At 61.1% G+C, this 25,203-nt stretch carries 20 protein-coding genes and 1 riboswitch; of the genes, 10 read left to right on the top strand and 10 right to left on the bottom strand.

The window, feature by feature from the left end:
* Window positions 1–217: 217 nt before the first annotated feature.
* The 3 genes from typA (at window position 218) to F3J08_RS07955 (ending at window position 3,620) form a co-directional block, all read left to right on the top strand.
* Entirely contained in the window at window positions 218–2,041 is a 1,824-nt protein-coding gene (gene typA / locus F3J08_RS07965) for a translational GTPase TypA (RefSeq protein WP_062163757.1), read from the top strand.
* Window positions 2,042–2,263: 222 nt separating this feature from the next.
* Window positions 2,264–2,560, top strand: a complete 297-nt coding sequence (locus F3J08_RS07960; RefSeq protein WP_122048949.1) for a hypothetical protein — start codon at window positions 2,264–2,266, stop codon at window positions 2,558–2,560.
* Between the two features lie 226 nt (window positions 2,561–2,786).
* On the top strand, window positions 2,787–3,620 hold the full coding sequence (locus tag F3J08_RS07955; protein WP_023979250.1) for an SDR family oxidoreductase: 834 nt from the start codon (window positions 2,787–2,789) through the stop codon (window positions 3,618–3,620).
* 86 nt (window positions 3,621–3,706) lie between these two features.
* Here F3J08_RS07955 and F3J08_RS07950 read toward each other — a convergent pair whose 3' ends face one another.
* Genes F3J08_RS07950 through F3J08_RS07940 form a run of 3 tightly spaced genes read right to left on the bottom strand, consistent with a single transcriptional unit; the run spans window position 3,707 to window position 7,189 of the window.
* On the bottom strand, window positions 3,707–4,966 hold the full coding sequence (locus F3J08_RS07950; protein WP_166929195.1) for a D-amino acid dehydrogenase: 1,260 nt from the start codon (window positions 4,964–4,966) through the stop codon (window positions 3,707–3,709).
* The gene (gene alr / locus F3J08_RS07945) at window positions 4,963–6,108 is read right to left on the bottom strand and encodes an alanine racemase (RefSeq protein WP_166929193.1); all 1,146 of its coding nucleotides are present in this window, start codon (window positions 6,106–6,108) and stop codon (window positions 4,963–4,965) included. Before alr ends, F3J08_RS07950 begins: the two co-directional genes overlap by 4 nt.
* A 58-nt stretch (window positions 6,109–6,166) precedes the next feature.
* Window positions 6,167–7,189 carry an NAD(P)/FAD-dependent oxidoreductase gene (locus F3J08_RS07940; protein ID WP_166929191.1) on the bottom strand — a complete coding sequence of 341 codons (1,023 nt, stop codon included), beginning with the start codon at window positions 7,187–7,189 and terminating at the stop codon, window positions 6,167–6,169.
* A 209-nt stretch (window positions 7,190–7,398) separates the two neighbouring features.
* A riboswitch (SAM-I-IV-variant riboswitch) is annotated at window positions 7,399–7,510 on the top strand.
* A 58-nt stretch (window positions 7,511–7,568) separates the two neighbouring features.
* On the opposite strand from F3J08_RS07940, the gene F3J08_RS07935 reads away from it, so the two are divergent.
* Window positions 7,569–8,594 (top strand): low specificity L-threonine aldolase, encoded by a 1,026-nt coding sequence (locus tag F3J08_RS07935; RefSeq protein WP_370458689.1) that lies wholly within the window; start codon window positions 7,569–7,571, stop codon window positions 8,592–8,594.
* Entirely contained in the window at window positions 8,591–9,229 is a 639-nt protein-coding gene (locus tag F3J08_RS07930; RefSeq protein ID WP_370458688.1) for a trimeric intracellular cation channel family protein, read from the top strand. The genes F3J08_RS07935 and F3J08_RS07930 overlap by 4 nt, the downstream gene beginning before the upstream one ends.
* A 54-nt stretch (window positions 9,230–9,283) precedes the next feature.
* Here F3J08_RS07930 and F3J08_RS07925 read toward each other — a convergent pair whose 3' ends face one another.
* A complete protein-coding gene (locus F3J08_RS07925) occupies window positions 9,284–10,039 on the bottom strand; it encodes a hypothetical protein (RefSeq protein ID WP_166929188.1) in 756 nt (251 codons plus the stop codon).
* Between the two features lie 205 nt (window positions 10,040–10,244).
* Here F3J08_RS07925 and tsaE point away from each other — a divergent pair, with 205 nt between their 5' ends.
* Genes tsaE through addA form a run of 3 tightly spaced genes read left to right on the top strand, consistent with a single transcriptional unit; the run spans window position 10,245 to window position 17,202 of the window.
* Window positions 10,245–10,679, top strand: a complete 435-nt coding sequence (gene tsaE / locus F3J08_RS07920; RefSeq protein WP_166929186.1) for a tRNA (adenosine(37)-N6)-threonylcarbamoyltransferase complex ATPase subunit type 1 TsaE — start codon at window positions 10,245–10,247, stop codon at window positions 10,677–10,679.
* A complete protein-coding gene (gene addB, locus F3J08_RS07915; protein ID WP_166929184.1) occupies window positions 10,676–13,657 on the top strand; it encodes a double-strand break repair protein AddB in 2,982 nt (993 codons plus the stop codon). Before tsaE ends, addB begins: the two co-directional genes overlap by 4 nt.
* Window positions 13,654–17,202, top strand: a complete 3,549-nt coding sequence (gene addA / locus F3J08_RS07910) for a double-strand break repair helicase AddA (RefSeq protein ID WP_166929181.1) — start codon at window positions 13,654–13,656, stop codon at window positions 17,200–17,202. Before addB ends, addA begins: the two co-directional genes overlap by 4 nt.
* Before the next feature lie 106 nt (window positions 17,203–17,308).
* Here the strand turns inward: addA and F3J08_RS07905 are convergent, their stop codons facing one another.
* Both F3J08_RS07905 and F3J08_RS07900 read right to left on the bottom strand, forming a co-directional pair.
* A complete protein-coding gene (locus tag F3J08_RS07905) occupies window positions 17,309–17,563 on the bottom strand; it encodes a hypothetical protein (protein WP_162922194.1) in 255 nt (84 codons plus the stop codon).
* Window positions 17,560–18,498 carry a VOC family protein gene (locus F3J08_RS07900; RefSeq protein ID WP_166929179.1) on the bottom strand — a complete coding sequence of 313 codons (939 nt, stop codon included), beginning with the start codon at window positions 18,496–18,498 and terminating at the stop codon, window positions 17,560–17,562. Before F3J08_RS07900 ends, F3J08_RS07905 begins: the two co-directional genes overlap by 4 nt.
* 172 nt (window positions 18,499–18,670) lie before the next feature.
* On the opposite strand from F3J08_RS07900, the gene trxA reads away from it, so the two are divergent.
* A complete protein-coding gene (trxA, locus tag F3J08_RS07895) occupies window positions 18,671–18,997 on the top strand; it encodes a thioredoxin TrxA (RefSeq protein ID WP_031240847.1) in 327 nt (108 codons plus the stop codon).
* Window positions 18,998–19,093: 96 nt separating this feature from the next.
* Here the strand turns inward: trxA and hpnK are convergent, their stop codons facing one another.
* The 4 genes from hpnK to F3J08_RS07875 all read right to left on the bottom strand — a co-directional run bounded on the left by hpnK (window position 19,094) and on the right by F3J08_RS07875 (window position 23,468).
* Window positions 19,094–19,951 (bottom strand): hopanoid biosynthesis-associated protein HpnK, encoded by an 858-nt coding sequence (hpnK, locus tag F3J08_RS07890; RefSeq protein WP_166929178.1) that lies wholly within the window; start codon window positions 19,949–19,951, stop codon window positions 19,094–19,096.
* A 23-nt stretch (window positions 19,952–19,974) separates the two neighbouring features.
* Window positions 19,975–21,399: a hopanoid biosynthesis associated radical SAM protein HpnJ gene (hpnJ, locus tag F3J08_RS07885; protein WP_023978797.1), complete on the bottom strand. Its 1,425-nt coding sequence runs from the start codon at window positions 21,397–21,399 to the stop codon at window positions 19,975–19,977.
* 110 nt (window positions 21,400–21,509) lie between these two features.
* Window positions 21,510–22,715 carry a bacteriohopanetetrol glucosamine biosynthesis glycosyltransferase HpnI gene (hpnI, locus tag F3J08_RS07880; protein ID WP_240149216.1) on the bottom strand — a complete coding sequence of 402 codons (1,206 nt, stop codon included), beginning with the start codon at window positions 22,713–22,715 and terminating at the stop codon, window positions 21,510–21,512.
* Between the two features lie 54 nt (window positions 22,716–22,769).
* Window positions 22,770–23,468: an ABC transporter substrate-binding protein gene (locus F3J08_RS07875; RefSeq protein WP_166929177.1), complete on the bottom strand. Its 699-nt coding sequence runs from the start codon at window positions 23,466–23,468 to the stop codon at window positions 22,770–22,772.
* 544 nt (window positions 23,469–24,012) lie between these two features.
* Between F3J08_RS07875 and hpnH the strand changes: the two genes are divergently transcribed.
* Window positions 24,013–25,200 (top strand): adenosyl-hopene transferase HpnH, encoded by a 1,188-nt coding sequence (gene hpnH / locus F3J08_RS07870; RefSeq protein ID WP_062163765.1) that lies wholly within the window; start codon window positions 24,013–24,015, stop codon window positions 25,198–25,200.
* Window positions 25,201–25,203 lie beyond the last annotated feature (3 nt).

Below are 25,203 nucleotides of genomic sequence, written 5' to 3'. Positions count from 1 at the left end.
GGAAAGGGCCTACTTCTATCAAAGAGGCGGGGCAGGGGCCTGTATTACGTTAGAAGAAGGCCCGGAAATGCTAAAAAACCCGGTCTTTCCGATCCTTTCATTGCACTCTGACGGGAAATTGTGCAGAACACGGCCAATCCGTCAGTCCCGGCTTTGTGTCGTTCCCAGGGAGCGATCCGGCAGGGCATGACCCTGCAAGCCCGATCAGGACCGCTTCATGGAAATCCGTAACATCGCCATTATCGCGCACGTCGATCATGGCAAGACCACCCTTGTTGACCAGCTTCTCAAGCAATCCGGCTCGTTCCGCGAAAACCAGCACGTTGCTGAGCGCGCGATGGACAGCAATGACCTCGAGCGTGAGCGCGGCATCACCATTCTTGCCAAGTGCACCTCGGTCGTCTGGAACGAGACGCGCATCAACATCATCGACACGCCGGGCCACGCCGATTTCGGTGGTGAGGTCGAGCGTATCCTGAGCATGGTGGACGGCGCGATCATCCTGGTCGACTCGGCTGAAGGCGCTCTGCCGCAGACCAAGTTCGTGCTGGGCAAGGCGCTGGCCCGTGGCCTGCGTCCGATTGTGGTCGTGAACAAGATCGACCGTGGCGATGCCCGCCCCGACGAAGTTCATGAAGAAATCTTCGACCTGTTCGCAGCTCTGGGCGCCGACGAGCATCAGCTCGACTTCCCGATGCTGTACGCCTCGGGCCGTCAGGGCTGGGCCGATCTGGAAATGAACGGTCCCCGCAAGGATCTGTCCCCGCTGTTCGACCTGGTGCTGCGCCACGTGCCGACGCCGGGCCTCGACAAGGAAGCGCCGTTCGGCATGGTTTCGACCATTCTCGAAAGCGATAACTTCCTGGGCCGCATCCTGACGGGTCGTATCGAGCAGGGCCGCGCCCGCGTGAACATGCCGGTGCGCGTGCTGCGCCCCGATGGCACGATCGTGGAAACGGGTCGTCTGACCAAGCTGCTGTCGTTCCGCGGTCTGGATCGCGTGCCGGTGGATGAAGCCGAAGCCGGTGACATCGTGGCTGTGGCTGGTCTGTCCGACGCCACTATCCCCGACACCATTGCAGACCCGGCTCTCGATGCGCCGCTGCCCTCGACCCCGGTCGATCCGCCGACCCTGACCATGACCTTCCGCATCAATGACGGCCCTCTGGGTGGTCGTGAAGGCAAGAAGGTAACGTCGCGCCAGATCCGTGACCGTCTGTTCAAGGAAACCGAAGGCAACGTGGCCATCAAGGTGACCGAGAGCGCCGAAAGCGAGGCCTTCGAGGTTGCCGGTCGTGGCGAACTTCAGCTTGGCGTGCTGATCGAGACCATGCGTCGCGAAGGCTTCGAGCTGACCATCGGTCGTCCGCGCGTTCTCTTCCGGAACAACGAAGAGACCGGCGAGCGTGAAGAGCCGTACGAAGAGGTTCTGGTCGATGTCGACGAGCCCTATTCGGGCGTGGTCGTCGAAAAGATGTCGATGCGTAAGGGCGTGATGCAGGACATGCGTCCGTCGGGTGGTGACAAGGTCCGTCTGACCTTCCTCATCCCGTCGCGCGGCCTGATCGGCTATCACGGCGAGTTCCTGACCGACACGCGCGGCACGGGCATCATGAACCGTCTGTTCGCGGGCTATAAGCCCTATGCAGGCACGATCGATGGCCGTCGCAACGGCTCGCTGATCTCGGCAGAAGACGGTGCGACCACGCAGTACGCCCTGTTCTCGCTGCAGGATCGTGGCACGCTGTTCGTCGAAGCTGGCGAGAAGATCTACACGGGCATGATCCTGGGTGAGCATTCGCGCGAGAACGATCTCGATGTGAACGCTGTCCGTGAAAAGAAGCTGACCAACATCCGTGCCGCTGGCAAGGATGATGCGCTGCTCCTGACGCCGCCGCGCAAGATGAGCCTTGAGCAGGCGATCGCCTATATTGAGGACGATGAGCTGGTTGAGGTGACGCCTTCTGCCGTGCGTATTCGCAAGCGCTACCTGGACCCGAATGAGCGCAAGCGTATGTCGAAAGTCAAGTCAGACGCCTGACACTAAGGAAAGGCCACCATTCGGTGGCCTTTTTTTATGATCATGTCGGCATTAAGGCATAAACATGCCTTTACGGTGCGATTACACGTATTTTATCTAATTTTCTTCAAGACGAGACTGAAAAATACTGATAGCGTTCGTTATGTCATAAGTGCAGGCGGCCTGTTCTACAGTCTGACTGACGCCTGTGATTATGTGAATTTGTATTCTGGAGCTTGTTTTATGCTCGTTTTCAATCGTCGTCTTCTCACCGGTGTTGCCGCTCTTGCCATGACGCTGAGCGCCCCTGCTTTCGCTCAGACCACGCAGGAAGCAGCCCCTGCTGCTGCAGCTCCCGCTGCCCCGGCAGCCGCGCCTGCTGCTCCGGAAGCTACGGCCCCGGCTCCGGCCTCTGAAGCAGCTCCCGCTGCTCCGACGGAAGACAAGGCTGCCACGCATAAGGGCAAGCATAAGCACAAGCACAAGCATCACAAGAAGGGTGCAGCCGCTGCCGCCGAGAAGGACGCAGCAGGCAACTGATCGATCACATGATCGAGTCTGAAAAACGGGGCCCGAAATGGCCCCGTTTTTTTGTGCCTGTCACTTCGGGTCTATCTCATTGGTTTCTTGGCCGATTGATGAATGATCGATATAGGTTCACGCTGAACGGGGCGTCTAATCACCGGTAATGCTCGCCTTTATACCTCTCTCCATCGGCGATGCTTCTTTAGGAGGCATACCCATACGGGAACGGGAGACAGGGATAGTGAGCAGGGAAATCGTGGTCGTCATCGGTGCGGGTGGTATTGGTCTGGCCATTGCGCGACGACAGGGCATGGGCAAGCATCTGCTCCTGGCCGATATCGATCAGGCTCTGTTGCAACGCACGGCTGGGACCCTGCGCGACGCCGGCTATGACGTGGCAACCCAGGTGATCGATGTCTGCTCGCCAGAAAGCGTTCACACACTTGCCCAGATGGCTGCTGCAATGGGGCCGGTCATGCAGGTGATCAATACGGCTGGCGTTTCGCCCAATATGGCCCCACCCGCCAAGGTGCTTGAAGTCGACCTTTACGGTGCTGCACTGGTATTTGAGGCCTTTGGCGAGGTGATTGCCTCTGGTGGATCAGGCCTGATCGTTGCCAGCATGGCAGGGCATATGCCCCATCCACTTTCCCCGTCGGACGAGACGCAACTGGCGCTGACCCCTGCGGCCTCACTGCTTGAGCTGCCCTGCCTGCAACCTGATGTCATCACTGACAGTATGATGGCTTATATCGTTGCCAAGCGCGCAAACAGTCTGAGGGTGCAGGCCGAGGCGGTGAGATGGGGCACACGCGGTGCGCGGGTGAACGCCATAAGCCCAGGGATTGTGGTCACCCCGCTTGCCACGCATGAACTGGCTTCCGCATCGGGTGACGCCTATCGCGCCATGGTCGAGGCCTCACCGGCGAAACGTATGTCACCCCCTGATGAGATCGCAATCGCAGCTCATTTTTTGCTTGGGCAGGATGCCGGTTTCATTACGGGGGGTGATCTGCTGATCGATGGCGGTGTTATCGCGGCCATGCGTGCGGGGCAACTATCTGCACCGGGCTGAGCATTGGTGTTTCCGCCAGGCCCGGCAGGAAGGCATTCGAGGGGGAGGATCCCCCTCTCATACTTAGGCGAAAGCCTTGTGTGGCTTCAGGACGTGTAGCGGTCCAGCGACAGATCCAGCGAAGGGATATCGGTGCGCTTGCCGCTGATACGGTCGGCGAGGATACGACCCGAGCCGCAGGCCATGGTCCAGCCCAGTGTGCCGTGGCCCGTGTTCAGCCACAGATTGCTGTAGCGCCCGGACGGCCCGATGACGGGTGTGCCATCCGGCGTGCAGGGGCGCAGCCCGGTCCAGTAGCGGGCACGGCTCAGATCGGCACCGCCGAACATGTCGTTGAACGACAGTTCGAGCGTTTCGCGACGGTCCTGGCTCAGCTTGAGGCGCCACCCCGTCAGTTCTGCCGTACCACCAATGCGAATGCGATCGCCAAGGCGTGTCATGGCAACCTTGTAGGTCTCGTCATTGACCGTAGAGGTCGGGACACGGCTCTCATCGGTGATCGGGGCTGTCAGGGAGTAGCCCTTGACCGGATAGACCGGCAGATCGAGTTCAATGGGCTTGAGCAGGCGGGGCGAGTAGCTGCCCAGTGCCAGCACATAGGCATCGGCCGTCAGGCGGCCCGCACTGGTGCGGATACCGTAGATGGCGTCGCTCGCCGCTTCGATGGCCTCGATTTCGGTGCGGAAGCGGAAGCTCACGCCCTTCTCTGCTGCCATGGCGGCAAGGCGCTGTGTGAAGAGATAGGCATCTCCGGATTCGTCACCGGGCAGACGCAGGCCACCCTTGAGAATCTGACGTGCGCCGGCAAGGCCGGGCTCGTATTTCAGCACGTCGTCCACGCCCAGCAATTCGTGGGCAACGCCGCTTTCCTCAAGCAGGCGCATGTCCTCATGGGCATGTTCGATCTGCTTGTCGGTGCGGAAGAGCTGGATCAGGCCCTTCTGTCCATCGTCATAGGTAATGCCGGTGCTGCGGCGCAGTTCGGCCTGACAGTCACGGCTGTATTCCGCAATGCGCAGCATACGGCTCTTGTTGATGTCATAGGCATGATGCGTACAGTTGGTCAGAAGCTGCGTCATGAAGCGCAGCATCGGCATGTTGACGGCAGCAGCACGCACAACCAGCGGCGCGTGCTTTTCGAGCATCCAGCGCATCGCCTTGAGCGGCAGGCCCGGCATGGCCCAGGGCGTGGAATAGCCGGGGGAGACCTGACCGGCATTGGCGAAAGAGGTTTCGAGCCCGACGCCCGGCTGGCGGTCGATGACCTCGACCTCATGACCCTGCTCGGCAAGATACCAGGCTGTGGTGACGCCGATGACACCGGCGCCCATGACGATGATCTTCATTGTGAACTCTCGATATATTCACGATGGAAGCGCTTCCCGAGTCCGGTCAGCAACTCATATCCGATCGTATCCAGTGCCGCGGCCAGTTCGTCCAGCGGACGATGGGGGCCGATCAGCTCGAAACCGGTGCCGGGGGGCAGGGGGCTGTCTCCCAGCGCGGTCAGATCCAGCGCCATGCAGTCCATCGAAATCCGCCCCACGATGGGCAACAGGATATCAGGGCTGTCAGGCAGAACGGCGCTGGCAAGGCCACCGCCGCGTCTGTGGAAACCATCGGCATAGCCGACGGAAAGGGTTGCGATACGCGTGGGCTTTGTCGCGATGAAACGCGCGCTGTAGCCTACCGCCACATCCGGGGCGATCCAGCGATCCTGCACCATGCCGGCCAGCAGGGTGACAACCGGATGCATGGGATTGGCGCGATCCGGGGTCGGGTTGCCGCCATAAAGTGCATAACCCGGCCGGACCAGATCATGATGGAAGGCTTCCCCCAGGAAAATACCGCTCGACGCTGCAAGACTGGCAGGCAGGGCCGGGAGCTTGCGGCGCAGGGCCTCGAATTGCAGGCGCTGTCCCTCATTGCGCGGCGAATGGTATTCATCCGCGCAGGCCAGATGGCTCATGATGTAATCAATGGCCAGATCGGCAAGGGTGTTTTCAGCAATGAGCGTATCGATATCGGCCTCGGACAGACCGAAGCGCGACATGCCGCTGTCGAGCTGAAGCAGACAGGGGGAGCGCACGCCCGTATCACGGCACAGTGCGGCCCAGCGGCGCACATGGACGAGGCTGTTCAGAACCGGTGTGAGCCCTTTGTCCTGCAAAAGCGCCTCGCTGCCCGGAGCCGGGCCATTGAGGATACAGATGACAGCATCGGCCGCCAGAATGGGGCGCAGCTCCAGCCCCTCCTCAACGGTGGCAACAAAGAACCGGCGGCATCCGGCGCGATAGAGGGCAGGGGCGACACGCGTCACACCCAGCCCGTAGGCATCCGCCTTCACCGCGGCCCCGACGGCGACATCGGGTCCCACACGGGATTTCAGCAGCTGGTAATTCTGCTTGATGGCGTCGAGGTCGATACGAAGCCATCCACCGGCACGTCTGACTGCGTCGGTTTGCGCCTCGTCTGGCTGGGTTGTCATCAGGGTTCGCGTCTTTCGATCATTTCGGGATCATACTAAACCGGGGCCCTGTCACGGCTCAAGACCCTGACGGCACACCCTTACTTGTGGAATATTCAAAGTGAAGCGCCTGATCGGGGTGGACGATGGGGTGAATGGCATGGGCTGCCATGGCTCCCTCGCTGAACCCCTGCAGGATCAGCTTCAGCTTGCCGGGATAGGTGGCGATGTCACCAATGGCAAAAACGCCGGGCAGGCTGGTTTCCATGCTGGAGGGCGTGACGGGAATCGTGCTGCGCACGGTATCGATATTCCAGGTGGCAATCGGGCCGAGATCGGTCGAGAGACCATAGAAAGGCAGCAGCGTATCGGCTTCGATGCGACGGGTCTGGCCCTCGAGATCGATCACATCGACCGCGGTAAGGGCGCCATTCTCGCCCTGCAATGCGTGAAGCTGATAGGGCACGACTTTTTCGATACGCCCTTCGGCCACACGGGCTTCGATCTGGGAGAGGGTTTCGGGCGCACCACGGAAGCGGTCGCGGCGATGAAGCAGATAGATCTTTTCTGCAATGTCGGAGAGCGACAGCGCCCAGTCGAGGGCGGAATCGCCACCGCCTGCCACCACAATGCGCTTGCCTGCAAAATCGGCGCGCTTGCGCACGTAATACTGAACAGCGCCACTCGCCTCATAGGCATCGAGACCATCGAGCGGCGGCCGATTCGGGCCGAACGCGCCTGCTCCTGCCGCGATGATCACGGCGCGCGCCGTCACCACATTGCTCTTGTCTGTCTCGAGCGTGAAGGCGCCGCGCTGGCCCGACAGCTTTTCCACGCGCTGGCCCAGAAGGCGGGGCACATCGAAGGGGGCGATCTGGGCATCGAGCGCGGCAATTAGGGCACCGCCTTCAATCGAGGGGTGCGCCGGAATGTCATAGATCGGCTTTTCAGGATACAGCGCCGCGCATTGGCCACCAATCTCGCTCAACGCGTCAATCAGGACACAGGAAAGTTTGAGCATGCTGCACTCGAACGCGGCAAAAAGCGCGGTCGGCCCTGCACCGATAATGGCTACATCGATGTCGAGAGGGGTCTGGCCCATGTCAGCTGTCATCCATATCTGTCCGGCCTGTTGGCCCGGTCATGCTTCGCAACGAGGCTGAAAGAAACCACATTCTTTCCTGCGATGCACCCCCCTCACATGGCTTCTGTGCCTGTTGGGTCGTGTCACTCTGTTTGCAGGCGGTTGTCGGCTGATAGACGGCCGAAGAGGCTCACCCTTGCCGTGGCGCTGGGGCTTTGATACGAGAGACCCAGCATCAAGAGCCGGTATCGTTTCACCGGCGCCAACCTGCTCCCGGGCAAGGTGGTATCTCCGGGCAACCGGAGAGATGTGGCCGCTCCGGCAATCTCGGGACACGCCACACCCTCCTTGCCGCAAGCCCATACTGCTTTTTCAGAAGCGCAAGGATTTCCAGCCTGTGGCCCAGCAATTTGCCAGTGACAATTATGCCGGTATCTGCCCCGAAGTATGGGACATCATGCATCAGGCCAATAAAGGCTCCGTTCCGGCCTATGGCGATGATGAATGGACCAGCCGCGCCGCTGACAGCTTTCGTGCACTGTTCGAGACACGCTGCGAGGTGTTCTTTGCCTTCAACGGCACGGCGGCCAATTCACTCGCGCTGGCGGCGCTCTGCCAGTCCTATAACAGTGTGATCTGCTCGTCTTTCGCCCATGTCGAAACCGATGAGTGTGGAGCCCCCGAGTTCTTCTCCAATGGCTCCAAGCTGCTGGTGGCGCGGACCGATCATGCCAAGCTTTTCCCCGAGGATATCCGTGCGCTGGCAACCTGTCGCAGCGATATCCATTACCCCAAGCCCAAGGTGGTGACGATCACCCAGCCAACCGAGACGGGCGAGGTCTATTCCCTGGCCGAGATACGCGCCATTTCAGAAACCTGCCGCGAGCTCGGCCTGCGTCTGCATATGGATGGCGCACGCTTTGCCAATGCCTGTGCGGCACTGGGCTGCACCCCTGCCGAAATGACATGGCAGGCCGGTGTGGATGTATTGTGTTTCGGTGGCACCAAGAACGGCATGGGGGTAGGCGAGGCCATTCTGTTTTTCGACTCAGCCCTTGCCGAAGGCTTTGACTATCGCTGCAAGCAGGCCGGGCAACTGGCCTCGAAAATGCGCTTTATTTCCGCGCCCTGGATCGGTCTGCTCGAAAGCGGGGCCTGGCTGCAAAATGGCGCGCATGGCAATAGCTGCGCCCGCGCCCTGGCCTCGCGTATCGAGGCACTTCCGGGCTTGTCGCTCATGTTTCCCGTGCAGGCCAATGCGGTGTTTCTCAAGGCGCCAGAGGCTGTGCTGGAGGGGCTGCGCGAGCGGGGCTGGCGTTTCTACACCTTCATCGGCGGGGGCGCGCGTTTCATGTTTGCATGGGATGCCGATCCGGCCCGTGTGACGCAGCTGGCTGATGACATCGAGGCCCTTGCCGCGTGAGCCCAGCCACACTTGCTTCCATCCATGCATTATCGGTCTCCACCCTGTCGGATCTCGATATGGCAGGGACGGCAGTTTTTGCGATCTCCGGCGCGCTCGTGGCAGCCAAGGCACGGCAGAACATCGTGACCTTTGCCTTCTTTGCGGCCATGACAGGGGTCGGTGGCGGGACGTTGCGTGACCTGCTGATTGGCGCTCCGGTGTTCTGGATGCATGCGACAGCACCTCGGGCCGTGTGCCTGGGCATCGCCTTGCTGGTCTGGTTCACGCCGCATCGCTACTGGCACGAACGGGCGATCGACTGGTTCGATGGGCTGGGGCTGGCATCCTATGCCGTTTACGGCGCCGCCAAGGCCATTGCCTATGGTATTCCCTGGCTGCCTGCTGCCATCATGGGCGTGGTGACAGCCTGTATGGGCGGCATCATACGCGATGTTCTGGCCGGACTGCCCTCGATCGTGATCCGTCCGGAATTATACGTCACCGCCGCCGCGCTGGCCGCCGGACTCTATGTTGGCCTGACCGGGATGGGTGTGCAGCCCATTCTCGCTGGCGCGGTCGCGGTCGTTTTGGGCTTTGCCCTGCGTGGTCATGCGATCCTGCACAAGGTTGATCTGCCTGCTTACCGGCGGTGAGTTCTGCTACCGTTGCAGGATGCGGGGTGGTGCCCCGCTCCTTCTGATCGTGCGTTAAAGAATCTCCCGGATCAGGTCCCCGGCCCGCTGGAGGGCTTCGTTGCTGTTAAGGCCGCTCGGGGATGACAGATGAGGCACGACGGCAAAAGGAATCTCGCCAGATTGCAGGTACACGGTCTTGTTGTGGCCATTGACAGTAAAGTCCCGCTTCTCCGGCGCAGCGGATGCGCCCAGTACGACCCGACAAAAATCATCAAGATGTGTAGTGCCCACGCCGATGAAAAGGCGTGGTTTGTGGGAGAGTATCTGCTGATGCATCAATGCAAAGCATGAGGCCCGCACGGCTGCAATATAGGCATTTTTGTCTGTATAGCCGCTGCGTGCCTGAGCCTGTTCGGACCATGTTTCGAGGGAGTGGCACTCGACGGGGAAAAGATTGGTCTGGAAATAGGGAGCTATCTTGCTTTCGAAGATTTTCTGCTTTTCCGCATAGGCCTGTGCAGACTCGACAGGTTGCCCCTCTATCGCTGAAATCAGCTTGAAGGCGTTGCGATTATAGGTCCAGTTTCGCCATTGCATGGCAACACTGTAATCCTCGATTTCCTCTGCTGAGCCACGTTGATCCGGAGATTCTCCGTATTCTATACCGCAAAGCCAGAGCGCCCGTGCATCGGCGGAACCCGGATTGCCCGGTCCACTAAAAGCGTGGTTCTGCACCAGTTCTGAAATTGCGTTATTCGCAGTCTTGTTCATTGTCGCTGTCGTTTCGATTTTTATTGGATTGGTTTCTTGCAGCTCAATTGATGCCAATCCTTATCAAGAGTCCATCATGAATGTCGCTGTGGTGCTGCAGGATAGTCTTGTCGCAATGAATGCATGGGAACGGATCCCGCCTGTCCTGATCGAGCCAGTAGAAATTCGGAAGGATCGGGGCTCGACAGCATAGTCATTTTTTGGGAGTCATCGGTTCCGCTGGCCCCTACCCATCCTGTTACCCCGGCTCTACACTGTCAGTATGAGCCAAATCGACCTCCCCGATCAGCCCGCCACCGAAGCCCTTGCTGCCCGTCTGGCAGAGTTGTCGCGGCCGGGAGATGTGATCGCGCTTCATGGTGAGATGGGTATGGGCAAGAGCGTCTTTGCCCGAGCGTTTTTGCGTGCGCTGGCGGATGATCCCTCGCTCGAGGTACCCAGCCCGACATTCTCTCTGGTGCAGATTTATGAACTGCCCAAGGCCACCGTGGCGCATTTCGACCTCTGGCGGCTGGACGGACCTGATGCCCTGTTCGAACTGGGCTGGGACGAGGTTCAGGAAGGAATCATGCTGGTGGAGTGGCCCGAGCGCGCGGGTGACGAGCTGCCGCCGCATGCTCTGCATCTGACCCTTTTGCCGGGGCCGGGAGAAACGGAGAGGCTGGCGCGGGTCACGGGGTGGGACGACCGGCTGTGACACTGGCGACGATTCCACCCGATCGCTCCTTTCTCGACGATGTGGCGCGTCGCTGGCTGGCCGGACCGGCGCAGCAGGAGGCCGATAATGCGCTGATTCTCGTACCGAGCCGACGCGCTGCCCGTAATCTCACCGAGGCGTTTTTGCGCTCTCTGGATGGCAAGGCAGCACTACTACCCCGCATCGTGCCGGTTGGTGATGTGAATGAGGAGGATCTGGCGCTTTCGGGAGCCGAGGCGTTTTCCTTCCCGCCTGCGGTGGACAAGCTGCGCCGCCTGTCGGTTCTGGCGGCACTGGTGCTTCAGGCCAGAGGCGTATTCAGCGCTGACCTGACTCTGGAGCAGGCCTGGCCGCTGGCTTCCGCCCTTGCAGAGCTGATGGATGATGCCGAGCGCGTTGGTGTCGATCTGCGCGAGCGTCTGCCCGATGCCGCCGAGCCGCGCTTTGCCGATCACTGGCATAAAACGCTGCAGTTTCTGCACATCGTTACCGACGCCTGGCCGCAATGGCTGCAGGAAACCGGGTTAGTGAACCCTGTCGCACGACAGGTGGCGGTCCTGCAGGCGCAGGCGGCGCGCTGGCGTGATGCTCCGCCTCAGGGGCCGCTTTGGGCTGTCGGATTCACCGATGGCATGTTTGCCGTCTGTGCCATCCTGCGTGCGGTGCTCGATGCGCCTCAGGGCTGTGTCATTCTGCCCGGTGTGGATCTCGATCTGCCGGAAACGCTGTGGGACACATTGCCGGAGAGCCATCCGCAATCCGGATTCCGACGTCTCGTCAGCGATCTGGGTGTTTCCCGTGAAACCATCGCGCTCTGGGACGACCTCCCGCCCAATGCGGACAAGGCCGCCGCACAGGCCCTTCAGGCACGTGCGGCCCTGACGAGCCTGTTCATGCGCCCGATGGAAGGCCTTTCGGCCTGGGGAGAAAGCACGACCCCCCTGCCACTGGCCGGCATCACGCGTGTCGATGCCGATGACCAGCAGCAGGAGGCCGCCACTCTCGCCATGATCCTGCGTCATGCGGTCGAAACTCCCGGTCGGACGGCCTCACTGGTAACACCCGACCGCGCTCTGGCGCGCCGCGTGGCAACGGAACTGCTTCGTTACGGTATTGTCGCGGATGACAGCGCAGGTGAGGCGCTGGCACTCACGCCTGCTTCCATCCTGCTGCGCCTTGTGGCTGAAGCGGCTGTTGCCAATCTGGCCCCCGTTGCCCTGCTGGCGCTGCTCAAGCATCCGCTTGTCGCGCTGGGCAGCACACCGGGCAATTGCCGTGCCACGGCGCGTCGCCTCGAGCGACTGGTGCTGCGCGGTCCTGCGCCACCACCCGGCATGGCCGGACTGCGCCTTGCGCTGCAGAAGCAGGATCAGAGCGCGGCCGAGACAGCAGACAGCCCCGATCAGGCCGAGCCACTATCGGATTTTCTGGAACGGCTTTCGGAAGCGATGTCGCCGCTTCTGGAATGTGGGGATCTTCCCTTGCCGGATCTGCTCACCTTGCTCGTTCGTGCGGCAGAGGCGCTGGCCACGACACAGGATCAGCCGGGTGAAGAGCGCCTCTGGCTTGGGGCAGAGGGCCACGCCCTGTCGCGCCATGTCGCCAGCCTGATGACTCATGGTGCCGTTCTGCCGCCGCACGGTCTGGCGGGCATGCCTGCCTTCCTGCTCGCCTCGATGGCGGGGCAGATGGTGTTTGGCCAGCGCGTGTTGCAGGGGCGCGATGGCGAAGCTCTTCACCCCCGGGTCTCGATACTGGGTGTGCTTGAGGCCCGGTTGCAGTTTGCCAATCTTGTCATTCTGGGTGGGCTCAATGAGGGGATATGGCCGCCTGCCACCGATCCCGGCCCGTGGCTCAGCCGCCCGATGCGCACGCGCGCAGGCCTGCCTTCGCCAGAACGACTGGTGGGCACGGCGGCGCATGACTTCACCACAGCGTTCCTGTCGGGTGAGGAAATTGTCCTGTCGAGCGCATCGCGACGCGATGGGGCACCTGCCGTTCCGGCACGTTGGCTTGTGCGGCTCGATGCCCTGCTTGAAGGACGGGGGCAAAACCTGCCCAGCCATCCGGCCCTTTTCTGGCAGGCCCATCTGGACCAGCCGCAAGGGGCAGCCCGTCCAGTGCCGCCGCCTGAACCGCGCCCGCCTGTGGCCCGCAGGCCAAGGCGGCTTTCGGTAACGGAAATCGATCTGTGGCTGCGTGACCCTTACGCCATCTATGCCCGTCACGTGCTGGGCCTGAGAGCCCTGCCTGCTCTGGAAGAGGCTGCGGACCGCTCGGATATCGGTGTGGTGGTGCATGACGGCATCGATGCCTGGCTGGCCGCAGGGCAAAACGGGGGCAGGGCGCTTCATGCAGCGCTGCTCAAGGCAATGGAGGGGCGAGACCTTCGGCCAGCTCTTGCAGCCTGGTGGCGCCCGCGACTGATGCGTATTGCCGATTGGGTTTGCGAGCGCGAGGCCGGGAGAGAGAAACCGTCCCGGATCAGTACGGAGCAGAAAGGCACCCTGACCCTGACGCCGCCCTATGCACCCTTCAAACTCAATGCACGCGCGGATCGGATCGAGATTGGATCGGACGGGCGGGCGACCATCATCGATTACAAGACCGGAAGCCTGCCAAAGGTGAGTGATGTGGAAGCCGGGTGGAGCTCGCAACTTGTGCTGGAAGCCGCCATGCTGCGTCTTGGTGGTTTTGCCGGTCTGCCGCCCGCCGAGACAGCCTCTCTGCTTTACTGGCGGCTGACCGGCGACCGGAATCGCGGTGAGGAACTTTCGGTACCGCGCAAACCGGAGGATCTGGCCGATCTGGTCGAGACATCCCTCGACAGGTTGCGCCGACGCATCGAGGCTTTCGATAACCCGGCAACAGCGTATCGCTCACACCCGCACCCCGATTATGTGCCGCGCTACAGCGATTACGCCCATCTGGCGCGTGTGTCGGAATGGAGTGCGGCGCGTGAGGAGGGCGGAGAATGAGCCAGAACCCGGCGCACACCCCCCCGGCGCACAATACTCCGGCGCACAATACTCCACTTGGCAATGCCCAGATCATCGCATCCGCCAATGACATCCAGCGTCTGGCTTCCGACCCGCTGGCTTCGGTTTTTGTCTCGGCCTCGGCGGGCAGTGGCAAGACCAAGCTGCTGATCGACCGCCTGTTGCGGCTCATGCTGCCTGTTCTGGTGACCGACCCGCAAACAGGCTCCCCCGTGCTTCTGCCCGGCTGTGACCCTGCCCGCATCCAGTGTCTGACGTTCACGCGGGCGGCAGCCGCCGAAATGGCCAATCGTCTGCAGTCCCGCCTCGGGCGCTGGGTGTCGCTACCCGATGCGGCACTCGATGGTGAATTGCATGCGCTGAGCGTACCCGTCTCTCCCGAGACGCGTCAGGCGGCCCGCGCGCTTTTTGTGCGGGTGCTTGATCTGCCCGGCGGCATGAAGATCGGCACGATCCACGCTTTCTGTCAGTCATTGCTGCGTCGTTTCCCGCTTGAAGCTGCGATCAACCCGCATTTCACCCTGATGGAAGAGACGGATTCCGGTCTCGCTCTGGCCAATGCCATCGAGCAGACGCTCTCACGCGCCGCCCGTGACCCCGTTATGGAAGAAAGGCTCTCCCTGCTGGCCGGGCAGGTCGGGCTTGAAGACTATCTCGATCGCATCAGGGCGCTTCAGGGGCGTGCGGCGCGGCTGCGTCAGAGTTTTGCCCGATGGCAGATCGAGCCGGGGCGCATCGAGCGGGCCTATCGGCGCGCTTTCGATGCCGGTGAGGAAAGTCTTGACGACCTTCTGGCCCAGCGCACGGTCTCACCTGATGAGGCGACGCTGCGGCGTTGCGCCCAGGAGGCTCTCCCCCTCGGTACACCAACCATGCAGGCTATGCTGGGCCGGATGCTGGATGCCCTGTCCCGCACACCGCAGGAACGGGATGCAGAGGACTGGTATGCGGTTTTCGTCACCGGTACCGGCACACCCCGCGCCGCCAAAGGCTTCGTGCCCGCCGCCATCAACCGGGATCGCCCCCATATCATGGAGGCGTTTAACCGCGAGGCCGAGCGGCAGATTGCGCTGGGGCGCCGCATTGCTGTCCAGCGTCTGATCGCGCTCAATCTGGCTCTCTTTGCGCTGGCGGCTCCCACGCTCGAACGCTACGCACAGGACAAGACGCTCCGTGGGCTGGTCGATTATGACGATCTGATTGCCAGCACGCGCGATCTGCTGCGCGACCCGGGCGCATCATGGGTGCTCTATAAGCTCGATGGCGGGCTCGACCACCTGCTGCTGGACGAAGTGCAGGATACGTCTGCCGCGCAATGGGAAATTGCCACAGCCCTGATCGAGGAATTCTTCGTGGGTGAAAGCGCCCGCGACATGGAAGGGCGGCCCCGAACGGTTTTTGCCGTAGGTGACTTCAAGCAGTCCATCTATGCCTTTCAGGGGGCCGATCCACAGGGATTGTTTCGTGCGCGCGACCGCTTTCGTGACATGGTCATCGGTGCCGCGCAGGAATGGCGTACGCCCGAAATCGGGGTCTCGTTTCGCTCGGTTGCCCCGGTTCTCGATCTGGTCGATGCCGTCTTTACCAACCCTCTGGCCGCAGACGGATTGCGCGAGCCGGGGCGCGATACCCTGCCGCCCCATCGTTCTGCCCGCCCCGGTCAGGGGGGGCGCGTCGAGCTGTGGCCGCTCGTGCCAAAGGATGAGAAAGACGGTATCGACGACCCCTGGGCTGCGCCGACAGGCAATGCAGGGCAAAGCCGCGCACCCCAGAAGCTGGCCGATCATCTTGCCCAGTGGATTGCTGCCCAGATTGGCAAACCGCCCCAGCCCGGTCAGACACCGTTGCGGGCCGGTGAGGTGCTGGTTCTGGTGCCACGTCGCTCATCCTTCCTGCGTGCCCTGATCCGTGCCCTCAAGGGGCAGGGGGTGGAGGTTGCCACATTGGTCGGGGTCGGGCTGACGGACTCGCTGGCGGTGCAGGATATGATGGCGCTCTGTCATGCTTTGCTTCTGCCTCAGGACAATCTCACCCTGGCTTCCGTGCTGACCTCCCCATTCGGGGGCGTCAGTGACCATTCGCTGATGGATCTGGCGATGGAGCGAGGTGAGATACCGCTCTGGACAGCCCTGCGGGAGCGCCATCGTGAGCGTCCGGAATGGCAGAGCGCCTGGGAGCGTCTGTCAGCGCTACAGACCCGAATCGATTTTGCCACGCCCTATCAGATTCTCGCCGATGCGCTGGGCCGTCATGAGGGGCGGGCAAGGGCTCTCGCCCGTCTCGGTCCCGAGGCCGCCGAACCGCTTGATGATCTGCTTTCCGCCGCCTTGCGCTTCGAGGCGCTGCACGCCCCGTCCATGCAGGGCTTTCTGCACTGGCTGGCGTCAAGCAGCCTGACTGTCAAGCGTGAAGCGGAAGCCGAGATCGATGCCGTGCGCATCATGACGGTGCATGGCTCCAAGGGCTTGCAGGCCCGTCTGGTGGTGCTGCCCGATATGACCGGTGATGTGCAGGGCGAGAAAAAGCTGCTCTGGACACATCAGAACGGGCTTGATCTGCCAGTCTGGATGCCCGGCAAGGAACTGGCGTCTGACCTGGGTGACAGGCTCAAGGCCGAGGAGAAGGCCGCAGCCCAGGCCGAACGTAACCGTCTGCTTTATGTGGCGCTGACACGCGCCAGTGACTGGCTGGTGGTGTGCGGTTGGGAGCCAAGAAAGAAGCCTGCGGAAACATCATGGTATGCATTGTGTGAGGCCGGGTTCCAGTCGCTCGCTGCCGTTCCCGCACCGTTTGGGGGTGGTTGGGAGGGGGAGACCCTGATCATTGAGGCGGCACCTGCCCAACAGGCCCGTCAGGCCAGAGCGGTCTCACCGGTCGTGCCGGACGCCATGCCGGCCATTTTCGGTCAGGCACCGGAATGGCATGCTTTGGCTGCCCCCCAGGAATCACCTCTGACGCGCCCCCTGGCTCCGAGCCGCCCCGATAATGCGCAGTATGGCGCCGCGCCGCCCGCCATTTCGCCCCTCAGACTGGTGACCGGGCGTGAAAACAGGCGTGCCCGTGCGATCGATCGCGGCACACTGGTTCATCGCCTGCTGCAGTGGTTGCCTGACAGGCCGGAAGCGGAATGGCGGGATCTGGCCCATGCCTGGCTCTCTCATCCGTCGCATGATCTGTTGTCTGACGATGTGACGCGTCTGGTCGGGCAGGTGCTGGCCATACTCACTGACAGGGCGCTGGCACCGCTTTTTGGCCCGGGCAGTCTTTCAGAGCAGCCGATTACCGGCGTGGCCTTTGGTCAGGTGGTGCTGGGGCAGGTGGATCGCCTGTGCGTCAGCGACAGTCAGATCATGCTGTGCGATTACAAGACGGGGCAGAACCCGCCACGGCCCGGTCAGGCCATTCCTGCCGCCTATCGACGGCAGATGGAGGCCTATGGCGCGGTGCTCAAGCAGATCTACCCTGATCATGAACTCGTTATGGCGCTGGTATGGACCGAAGGCCCCACCATCAGTTTCATCTGACGGTCTCGCACAGCGTGAGCAGAGGTGGGGCTGAAGCAAAGGCGATACCTGACTGATAAGAGGTATTGCCTGCACGAGGAATGGGTGCAGGGCAGGCTGGGACAGTCTAGTGACGACGCCAGTCATGACGGTGGTTGTCGTGATTGTTGTTCCGGCGGTCGTAGTTGCGTCGGTAGCCCGGCCCACCCCAACCCCTACCGCTATAATGGGGGCCTACGGTGTAGCCAGTGTTCCAGCCGTGACGCCCCCAACCACCCGGATAGCCGTAATAGTTGCCGCCGTAATAGTCGTCATAGCCACAGCCTGTCAGACCAAGCGAGCATATCGAGAGAAGCGCGAGGCATGCAAAAGGCTTTCTCATTGAGCTGCCCCCATTTCCAGCAGATCTTTCTGGGCTTCGATGACGCCAAAAACGGCTCCTGAAGGATCAGACAGGATCGCGACGATCGCACCATCCCTGTCGACGTGTGGGGGCACAATGACTTCTCCACCCAGTGCGGTTGCCCTGTTGGCTGCGTCAGCCGTGTTGCCGACCTGTACGAACTGGATCCAGCGGGCATGGTCCCTTTCTTCCATGCCATCGGGGAGGGTATTGAGGCTGGCTCGTTCCTTGTCCTGCGAGGCAATGATAAAATGACTGCCATTATCGGCTTCAGGCGCGGCCATGACCTTGTAGTTGAAGAGGAGCTGATAATACCCGGCCTCCTCCTTGGGGTTCGGCGCCAGCAGCGTGGCCCACGACCAGGTATTGAGAGTGGGATCCCCCGGCTGATCGGCGGGATCACCGGCTTGGGCGCTGAGCGCCGCATAGATGCCGTGTTGCGGGTCGGACACGATAACAGTCTGGCCTAATCCGGTGATCTGATGAGGACCGAACAACACCTTGCCCCGTTGTCTGCGGGTTACGCGAGCTACGGTCGCCGTGTCCGATGTCGAGATGAAAGGTATCCAGAACGGTGTGTCGCGTGCAGGGTGAAGCTGAGCATGGGCGACCATTGTTCCGATAGGCCGCGTACCCTGAAGAATCTCGACCCGTGGTATCTTGCCATCCCCAACGGCACGGAAGCTCCAGCCGAAGAGTTGAGAATAGAAAGCCTGTGCCTTGGTCAGATCCGGGGTGACCAGCATCGAAAAGACGATCTTGCCCGGTAGAATACGGTGGGTTGCTGGTGTGCTCAGCGGGGTGAAAGGCTGGACCGGTGCAGACTCCGCCATGGCGGCGGGGATAGCGGCGAGAACGCTTGTACTGCAGAGCAGCCCCACCCAGAGCTTGCGAAAAGCAGATTGTTCGACCAAGGAAAACCTCCAGTAACATGATGACGTTGTTGAATAAAACGTCCCCGCTGCGTCGGTGTTTCTCCAGAGGATGTGTTTCAACCTTCACTAGCTCTTGAAGGCTGCGGCCGAACTGCTGATATGTCTCATTCACGCGAGCCCGTAACGGCTCGCAGGCATATGGGAGAACAAGATGAGCGAGAACACCGTTGCTGTCAGCGACAGCGGATTTGACAAGGATGTGCTGCAGGCCGAAGGCCCCGTGCTGGTCGATTTCTGGGCGGAGTGGTGTGGCCCGTGCAAGATGATCGCTCCTGCGCTCGACGAGATCGGTGGTGAGTACAAGGGCCGTCTGACGGTTGCCAAGATCAATATCGACGAGAACCCCGAGGCACCGACGCGCTTTGGCGTTCGCAGCATCCCGACTCTTATGGTCTTCAAGAATGGTGAAGTTGTCGCCCAGAAGACCGGCGCCCTGCCCAAGAGCGCCCTGAAGGCCTGGGTGGATTCCGCCCTCTGAAACGTTCCGCCCTTTCCGGGGAGCCGAACCGGCTTTGTGGAAGGGGCGGTCAGTAAGGCGGGCACCGCAGCCCGTTCTGCCGCAGACGCGACCGGCTCAGGCCGCGTTCATTGTCCGTCCTGACCAGTCACTCAGCCTGATATTGGCTGAGCGCACAGCCTGACGAAGCTCCGGGCTCACAAGGGCATCGAACTCGCCGCTTTGGTCGTAATCCGGCATGAGGCGGTGCAGCAGGTTATTCTGGCTCAAAGCCGGATGAAAATAGAGTTCTGACAGTCCCTCGGGCAGATGCGGGATCAGTCCCGCCACGCGCCCGGCGCGCATCTGTCCGCTCCAGGCCAGTCCGAAGCAATGATCGTTGGTGTTCATTCCGGCGCGGGCAATCTGATGGCGCAGGACATTGCACCAGCGTCGCAAGGCCGCTGCACCCAGTGAATCGAAATGCGTTTCTGCCGCTGCCAGTGGCGCGGGAGGCTCGCAGGGTGTCCGGACATGGCGCAGGCCGTAATGCTGCCCGGTCTCGATCAGAAGCCGCCCCACGGTGGGATGCAGATGCATGTGCTTGTGGGCATTGGCATGATCGAGGGTGAGCCCTGACGCCAGAAAAGCCCGAAACTGCGCCTCGATCTCGCGGGATAGCGCCCGGCGCGCGGCAGGGCGGAAGAAATAGGAAACGCCAAGGCCGAGCTGGCTCGTGCCGAAGCGGTCATCAGGGGTGGCGATGGCCGGTATGGTGGCACCGGGCAGGGCGGTGTCGCCCTCGATCACCACCAGATGAAGCCCGACCCGCAGATTGGGCAGGCGTCTGGCCCGGCGCACGGCATCCATGCTGGCCGGGCCGGAAACCATGAGGCTGGCCGTCGAGAGCAACCCGTCACGATGGGCGATCTCGATGGCTTCGTTGACCTCTTCACTTAGGCCGAAATCATCGGCCGAGACAATCAGACGACGCATGGGAGTAAACGACGCCTGAGCGATCAGGCGGCGTTGCGGCCCTTGAGGAACTGGAAGAACTCCACGCCCTCGCGCAGACGGCGCTTCATCATCTGCGGGCTGCGGACCATCTCGTTGACGATCGAGGCGATCTTCGGCGCACGGAAATAGAACTTGCGGTAGAATTCCTCAACCGAGTTGAATATCTCGGTGTGCGACAGATGTGGGTAGTGCAGCGGAGCAATCTGCACGCCATTCTCGTCAATCAGTTCGGCTTCAGCTTCGTTAAACCAGCCATTCTCGGTGGCCTGCTTGTGCAGTGCGGTGCCGGGATAGGGAGCTGCCAGCGAAACCTGCAGCGTGTGCGGGTTGATCTCGCGGGCGAACTGGATGGTTTCCTGAATGGTCTCCTTCGTCTCGCCAGGCAGGCCGACGATGAAGGTGCCGTGAATCTTGATGCCCAGCTTGTGGCAGTTCTTGGTGAACTCGCGCGCCACTTCAACGCGCATACCCTTCTTGATGTTGTGAAGGATCTGCTGATTGCCGCTTTCATAGCCAACCAGAAGCAGGCGCAGCCCGTTTTCCTTCATGATCTTGAGCGTTTCATAAGGCACGTTCGCCTTGGCGTTGCACGACCAGGTGACACCCAGCTTGCCCATTTCACGCGCGATGGCCTCTGCACGGGGCAGGTCATCGGTGAAGGTGTCGTCATCGAACATGAACTCCTTCACCTGCGGGAAATACTGCTTGGCGAGACGGATTTCGGCAGCCACGTGCTCGGGGCTGCGCGTGCGGTAGCGATGGCCACCCACGGTCTGCGGCCACAGGCAGAAGGTGCAGCGCGACTTGCAGCCACGGCCCGTATAAATCGAGATGTACGGGTGCATCAGATACCCGATGAAGTAGTCCTCGATCTTCAGGTCGCGCTTGTAGACTTCCGTCACGAAGGGAAGGGAATCCATGTCCTCGATCATGGCGCGGTCACGGTTGGCGATAATTTCGCCATCCTTGTTGCGCCAAGTGATGCCGTCCACGTCCTTCAGGTCGCGGCCTTCGGCAATTTCCTTGATCGTGAAATCGAACTCGTTGCGCGCCACGAAATCGATCGGGCTGCCCTTGGCCATCGACTCGTCCGGCTGCACGGCAACCTTGGCACCGACCATGCCGATCATCAGCTTGGGGTTGGCATCTTTCAGCATCTGCGCGACGCGGACGTCTGAGGCGAAAGACGGGGTTGAGGTGTGCATCACCACCAGGTCGCGATTCATCACGTCCTTGAGGATCGGCTCCATGCCCATACCGGCCGGGGGGGCGTCGATGAGGCGCGAGCCCTCGACCATGGCAGCCGGCTGGGCCAGCCAGGTCGGGAACCAAAAGGAACGGATTTCGCGCTTGGCCTGATAGCGCGACCCGGCGCCGCCATCGAAACCATCAAAGGAGGGGGGCTGAAGGAACAGCGTGCGCATCATGATGAAGGCTTCCTCGGTAATAACGGCCGGGTCGTAAGATCCCGTGGGAGTGAAAGAATCAGTATTGCCTGACGAATGCCCCAGCATATGGGGCGGAAACAGTAAAAAGTCTAATCGCCGGGTTCGACAGGTTGCACAGGCGGAGGCACCGGCACGGCGCGACGTATGTGGAGCGTCTGCCCACGCCATTCCACTTTCTGACCTCTGGCGCTCCCCACCATGATGGCAGCAGAGAGCCATTCACGCAGGGGAAAAAGAGCATAGACAGCCGCACTGAACTGCCCCACCAGACGGTCTATGAAAAAGGCCGCGGCACTGCGGATCATCCAGACGGCCAGGAAAAAGATTTCTGCCCACAGAGTGGCCTGGAAACAGGCCAGTGTGACGCTTGCCCAGAACAGGGGAAGCTGGATGGCGGATAATCCATAGCCGACGGGCTCGACATTCTTGACCGTGCGGCCCCAGCGCAACTCGTGATCGATCATGTCGCGTGTCGAGGCTTCGGCCACCGTTGTCCATGTCAGGCAGCGAGCGAGCGCAATTTCCTGACCGTTTGCACGGACAAGCTGACCCAGAACGGCGTCGTCGGCCACATGCTCTGCAAGCGCGGCCAGACCACCAATCCGTTCGAGCGTGGTGCGGGTGAATGCCATGGTGGCACCCAGGCAGTCCTGTCGTCCGAGAAGGCGCGACATCATGACGCCTGGCATGAAATTATGGTTGATCTGACTGGCCGCAAATTGGCGGACCACACTGCGCGTTGCCGCCAGACCAGCATAGAGGGTTGTGACAAGTCCTATCCCGGGGGGCGACAAGGCAAGAACGATATCGCTCAGATAGCCCTGTCGTACATGGATATCGGAATCGGAGATGATCAGGATGTCATGCCGCGCTGAGGGATACATGTTGATCAGATTGGCAATCTTGCGATTGGTCCCGTGAGGGGTGCCATCGATCACAAGGTCCAGATTGAGGTCCGGATATTCCTGCTGGAGGCGCTGTACGATAGCTATGGCAGGGTCATCGCTGCGCTGGACGCCGAAGACGACCTGATACAGCGGATAATCCTGCTCGCAGAAGCTCCGCAGCGCCTCTTCGAGCAGTGGCTCGTCCCCGTGCAGGGGTTTGAGCACCGTGACAGGCGGCCAGCCATGCTCAGAGGGCGCGGACTGGGCGCGCGTCCGTCGCTCGCGACGTTGAAATGCAGCAATCAGGCCTGCACCGATGACAGATTGTGTGCAGCCGGCCACGGCAAGACAGGCTGAGGCATAGCCCAGCACGTCGAGAGCGCTGGCCCAAGTCAGGGCTCGAAGCAAACGACACCTCTGCCCTTTCCGGGAGCTTCCATCTCTTGCGGCCGACAGCGCATCTTAGTTGTTCATGAACTTTGCAGTCTTGCGGTTAAGCAAGGTCACCAAAGCATCTGCACCGCCACGGGCGAGGGTCGAGCTGAAATCGGCACGCTGGGCGGCAACCTGGCTGATATGGCCATTCAGCAGAATATCGACGATGCGATAACCGCCGCCCGAAGGCATCATGACATAATTGATAGCAGTGGCCGTATCGGAGCCATCGCCAATCGTCGTGTTGACGAGCGTGCTGCCGCCCGTGGGTGCGGGTCGCGTGGTGGGGCTGACGGTGAACTTCGCTTCGCCGCCCTGTTTGAAGCTCGACACATAGCGCGCGATCGTGAACTGACGAAAAGCAGCAAGAAGTTTCGTCTGCTCATCGGCCGAGAGGGTGGTGTAGCGCATGCCAATCGAGTTGTGCAGGACAGTCGACAGATCGAAGACCTTGTCGATAACGGGGGCCATGATTTGGGCGCGTGCTGCAGTCGAGCTGCTGGACGGTGCCTGGATCTGCCCGAGGGCTGCGTAGAGCGCATTGATTGGTGCGATAGCAGCTGAAGAAGGAGCGCTTGTCTGGGCAAGAGCGGGCGTGATCAGCGCAACAGAAACGACTGGAGCCGACAAAAGGGCCAGAACACCGAGGGCCGCGTAACGGGACGCAATTCCTTTGCGGCGCCGGACTGAGGCGGCTTTGATCGTTCTGCTGGTAAGCTGTGTCATGCTGCGTCCTCAAAATCTTCCCGCGCGACAGGCCTGCGCGGCGGGATCGACATATATCTGGATCCGTAGTCGGAAAACTGGGATGGCTCATATCAATTACAAGTCATCAGAAGCCTGACCACGCGGGCATATGTCCGACATAATGTCGAAAAGTGCAATCTTGCCACTCTTCTCCAGTAACGGTGCGTGGGAATGAGCGCATCGTTTGGAGTTGCGCAACTTGTTTCAGCTTAAAATTTGGTTAGTCATTACGTTGTGATGTCGCCAAAATGACACAGCCTGTGCAATGAAACGTCGCAGATGTTGAGATGGGACCACGGGACGGTGTATAGGCCACGTTTTACCGTCCCGTTCGTCTCGTTTCAGGTCTTGTATCGGGTCTGGCACGCCTGTCATTATTCCGATGTTTATTTCTTTCGGATCCATAAGAACCGGCGGGTCTCAACGCCAACGGGTCTCAACATATGACGTCTGAGTGGCAGGGTCATGGCGCTTTTTCCTGCGCTGTCAGAGCCTGTCACCTGGTGTAGGAGCATAGAGTTACATGGCCGTTCCATTGATGCAGGCCGTCCGTGTCGGGCGCTATGTGGTCAAGCAGCATCTTCTGGGTCGCAAGCGCTATCCGCTCGTTCTGATGCTCGAACCCCTGTTTCGCTGTAACCTTGCCTGCGCGGGTTGCGGCAAGATCGATTATCCGGCTCAGATCCTGAACCAGCGCCTCAGCCTGCAGGAATGTCTGGATGCCGATGCCGAAGCCGACGCCCCTGTCATCGCCATCGCCGGCGGTGAGCCTCTCCTGCACAAGGAGATGCCCGAGATTGTCAAGGGTCTGACGGCGCGCAAGAAATACGTTTATCTCTGCACGAACGGTCTTCTGCTCGAGAAGAAGCTCGACGATTATGAGCCGAACCCGTTCTTCTCGTGGGATATCCATCTCGATGGCGACAAGGCGATGCACGACTCGTCCGTCTGCCAGGAAGGTGTGTATGAGCGCGCGGTCGCAGCCATCCGCAAGGCCAAGGAGCGCGGCTTCCGCGTCTCGATCAACTGCACGCTGTTCGACGGTGCTCAGCCCGAACGCGTGGCGCGGTTCTTCGATGAAGTCATGGCGCTTGGCGTCGATGGCGTCATGACGGCACCGGGTTATGCCTATGAGCGTGCGCCCGATCAGGAGCACTTCCTGAACCGCCAGAAGACCAAGCAGCTCTTCCGTGACATCTTCCGTCTGGGCAAGGGCAAGAAATGGCGCTTCACGCAGTCGCCGCTCTTCCTGAACTTCCTGGCTGGCAACGAGAATTATCATTGCACGCCCTGGGGCAAGCCCCTGCGTACCGTCTTTGGCTGGCAGCGTCCCTGCTACCTGCTGGGCGAAGGCTATGCCAAGACGTTCAAGGAGCTGATGGACGATACGGCCTGGGAACAGTACGGCACTGGCGCCTATGAAAAATGCGCCGATTGCATGGTCCATTCAGGCTACGAATCCACAGCTGTCATGGATGCAGTCAAGCGCCCCTGGCACATTGCGAAGGTTGCGCTGTTCGGCCCTGAGACCGAAAAGCCGATGGTCCCCGAGATCTCGCTCGAGAACCAGCGCCCGGCGGAATACAAGTACGAGGCTCAGGTGGCCGAACAGGTGACCCTGCTCGAATCCCGCAAGCCGGCTCGTGGCCCGCGTGTGCGCGTCCACAAGGCTGAGGAAAAGCCGGTCGAGGTCGCTGACGCCGCTGACTAAAGG

The organism is Asaia sp. As-1742, from assembly GCF_011753235.1.
GTDB classification, from domain to species: Bacteria; Pseudomonadota; Alphaproteobacteria; order Acetobacterales; family Acetobacteraceae; genus Asaia; species Asaia bogorensis_B.
This window is presented reverse-complemented; position numbering and strand designations above follow the sequence as displayed.